1 protein-coding gene is annotated in these 4,316 nt (G+C 34.3%); it reads right to left on the bottom strand.

Translation table 11 applies throughout. From position 1 onward, the window contains the following. Window positions 1–278: 278 nt before the first annotated feature. Window positions 279–4,172, bottom strand: a complete 3,894-nt coding sequence (locus KQI94_RS15535) for a Rib/alpha-like domain-containing protein (protein WP_216454601.1) — start codon at window positions 4,170–4,172, stop codon at window positions 279–281. Between the last annotated feature and the right edge of the window lie 144 nt (window positions 4,173–4,316).

Raw genomic sequence — 4,316 nt, forward strand, 5'->3', positions numbered from 1 at the left:
AGAAAATACATCAATTTTGATAAGTAGAAATGGTAAAAACATTGTATAGCATTTTACACAGGAGTCTGGACTTGACTCAAAAAAAACTCCTTTACTTAAATATGAACTTTTACTATAAGTAAATAAATATTATCTAGTAATTATTTACTCATTTTAATATCAACATTATTTTAATAAAAAATAATAAAATCCACAATATTATTTAAATAAACAACAATAAAACAAAAAGAGGAAGAGACTTCTTCCTCTTTTCAGAGAATATTTAATAATTTAAACTTCTATTCATCCTCTTTTTTCCATTTTTCATACCCTAATAACCCTAAAGTTCCTAACAATATTAAACCACCAGCAATAGTATAAATATTACTATCAACCTCTCCTGTTTTAGGATAAGTTTTCAAGAATTGTTTTTTATCTTGATTGTTGTTAGTCTTACTGTCTGTTCCATTACCTTTTCCACCGTTTAATTCATTTGACGAAACAACTACATCAGTAGGTTCACTAGTATTGCCAGATTCATCAGTTGAAGTTACTTTTACTTTTGTCCCTGCCTCTAATTTAGGAACGTTAACTTTAAAGTAACCACTCTTATCAGCTGTGCCATGGTATTGACTTCCATCAGGTAACGTTACTGTTACATCTGCATTTGGTTCAGTTTTACCAGTAACAATTTTGTCACCATCTGTAATAGGATCAACTTGAGGTTTATTCGGCGCTTTTTTATCTACTACAGAAATAACAACCTCTACCTCTTCTTTAGATCCATCTGGATATATTACTACAACAGTAGCTTTTTTATTTCCAGGTATACCCACATCTACTTTTTCTTTCCAAACATACATAGTTCCTTTTGGTAGATCCGATTTATTTTTAATTCCATCAGATGCTTCTGGTTCTTTATTTAATTCAGTAGTTACTTTTTGACCTTTAGGTGTATATTTATCGGCGTCAGAGCGATTGTCTGTTACTTCTACTGGAACTTTTACTGTATCTTTTGTACCATCTGGATACGTTACTTCAATGACACCTTCGTAATTACCTGGTGTATTAGTATCGATTGTACCACCAGGAGTAACATCTGTTATTGTTGTTCCTTGTGGTAACGTTGGTAAGTTAGTAACGTTATCTGTTAAATCTACTTTACCACCGATTTCTACTTTTTCACCTTCTACTGTTGGCTCATATTTATCAGCGTCAGAGCGATTGTCTGTTACTGTGACATCTACTTCAACTTCATCAGATGATCCATCTGAATATGTCACTACAACCGTACCTTTTTTATTTCCAGCTGTACTAATATCTACTTTTTCTTTCCAAGTATACTTAGCATCTTTTGGTAAATCTTTCTTATTTTTAATCCCCTCAGATGCGTCAGGTTCTTTATTCAATTCTGTAGTCACTTTTTGACCTTCAGGAGTATATTTGTCAGCATCAGATTTATCATCCAATTTTGTTGCACTTGATACAAATTCTGTATCATCTGCTTTAATTGGTTGCGTTGCTTCTTCTGGCCATTTCGCATCTGTATAACCATCTTTTGCTTTCAACACCGGAAGTTTATCTTCTGATAAGCTTACGCCGTCTTTCACTGCGAAGACTGTTGTTCCACTTTCAATACTTGTTCCTTCTCCTGCAGTAAAGGTTACTTTATGATAGCCAGCCGGAATATTATCCCCTGGGTTTTCAATGATATCATCCAATTTTGTTGCACTTGATACAAATTCTGTATCATCTGCTTTAATTGGTTGCGTTGCTTCTTCTGGCCATTTCGCATCTGTATAACCATCTTTTGCTTTCAACACCGGAAGTTTATCTTCTGGTAAGCTTACGCCGTCTTTCACTGCAAAGACTGTTGTTCCACTTTCAATACTTGTTCCTTCTCCTGCGGTGAAGGTTACTTTGTGGTAGCCTGCAGGAATGTTTTCTCCTGGATTTTCATAAATATTTTTACTTACAGTTACTGCTAAATCGGTCGTGCCTACAGAACCATCTTGGTAAACAATTTTAATAGGAATTGTTCCAGTAATCGGCTCCGATTCTCCTACACCTTTAGCTGGAGTGAATGTAACAATACCAGTATTTGCGTCAACACTTGCATTGCCGAAGTCCTTATTATAAACATCTAAAATTGAAAAGGCATCGTTAGCTAGAGGAACATCTGGTTTATCAAATGTAGGTTTACCACTTTGAATTGTCGTTTCTGGGGTTGTTGTTATAGGTACGTATGTTGCATCATTTTCCATAGCTTGAGAAGCTTTTACAGCAAACTCTACATCCACGTCGAAAGTTCGATTTCCTATCTTAACAGTTACAATACCTTTCGTACTATCAGTAACGTTAGAAGTATCAGGCTCTTTTTTCCATGAATACTCTGCATCTTCAGGTAAGTTTTTATTATTCCGAATTGATTCTTTAGCATCTGGTTTAAATCCAACTACCACGGTTTGTTTATCAACCGCTTTTGGTGATTCCTTAATAACGGTTGAACCTTCTTCTGGTTTATCAAAACCTGGAGAAACGATTTGGATTTTTAATTCATCTTTCGCGATTAGTTTACTTGAATCTACACCCGTAAATTCAAATTCTACAGTATCTGAAATTGGAGCCCCATCTTTTTCATTTGGAGCGATAGTTTTTTCTGCTAATACAGTACCTTCTTTATCAACAAGTTGCGCTTTGTGATCTGTTCCCGCTAACTCGTGGATGAATACTTTCCCCTTAACTGTTGTGTCAACATCATATACTTCTTCTAATTCAGGTTTCCCGATATATGGATTCGTGTCTCCGCTCTCTTCTTTATCGTCAGGGTTTCCATCACCATCAATATCTTGCAAATAATAATAACCTGTTCCATAAGTATTCTGGATTAATTTTTTATTCGTATCCGACAACCAAGAATCAAAGATGAAATCTTCACCAAATGGCGCATTTTCTTCGATTTTATCCGCTGCTTTCATTTCTTCTAAGATTTCATCTAAAGGTTTAGTCAGTTGTAAAACATATCTAACAACGATAGGTCGTGGACTAGCATTAGCAAAATCAATAAGTTTAGTTAAATCATTGTCAGTGATTGAACCCATACCATAATTCTCATGACCTTCACGTCGCTCAATCGCTAAATCAGCCACTTTTTTTCCTGATTCAAACGAAACATTATATGCCACTTTATCAGCCTGAACCATATGCATTTGTATTCCAGATACATATGGTACTAAACGTTCATCGATTTTGTAGTTAGCATACCAAGGCGTTCCCTTTGCAGAAGTTGAATAAGAAAAATTCTTTTCTTTCGTTAACTTATGATCTAAAATTATAGCTCCATTAGCACCAGTAGACCCAGAACCGTCTTTTGTTTGGATATTAGCTTCTTCATATTTAGTATTTACCGATCCATGCTTAAATTGATCAGAATTATTTTCGGATACATCTAACTTATTATAGAAATCATCTTGATCTGTCAAAAAGTAACCAGCGCTTTCTATTCCAGGTACAATTTTATCGTCATCTTGATGACTTACCAAATAGATACGATACATTAAACGGTCGCTTTTAAGATTATCTGCACCAATTTCTTTAAAAATTTCATCTAAATTTTTTTCAAATGTAATCACACCGTTAGGAGCAGTTTGTGTATCAGTTGTTTCTGCCCCAGCAAATAGTCCATCATTTGCTCGAATGTAATTAACCTTCCAAATGTTTGTAGGTCTGCCAAGCGAATCATTAATTCTTACAAAAGTTCGTCTACTATTTCCTACGCCCTTCTTCGGATCAACTTGAATTTTTTCAACATACTGGGCCAATCGTTCATCTAATTGAAGACGAATTTCCCAGTTTGCAGTTGAAGCTGCAATATTATGTTTCCCATAAACCTCAAAATCAATTGTATTTCCTTGTAACACATCACCAGTTATTGCTTTAGGGTTGAATTGTAAATCCGAGAAATTATAATTCTTCGTATATCCCGGATTTTCTTGAAACGTATTTCCTGAAGCAGAATAATTTACTAATCTTCCTTCACCCATTTGTGCATTAACTATTCCAGTTGCCCCAAAAACAAGGCCTACACCAACTAATACTGATGCAACACCCACACTTAATTTTTTTATGCTATACTTTAATACTCTTTTTCTCCCTTTTTTTAAAATCATATGCTTATTGTTTTTTCCAAACAAACTAAATTTGCTCCCTTCCTTATTTAAATTTAAAATTACATTTTTATTATAAATAATACAAAATAGGAGTCAAGTCCAGACTCCTGTGTAAAATGCTATACAATGTTTTTACCATTTCTACTTATCAAAATTGATGTATTTTCT

This window comes from Enterococcus sp. S183_ASV_20, from assembly GCF_018919685.1.
GTDB classification, from domain to species: Bacteria; Bacillota; Bacilli; order Lactobacillales; family Enterococcaceae; genus Enterococcus; species Enterococcus faecalis.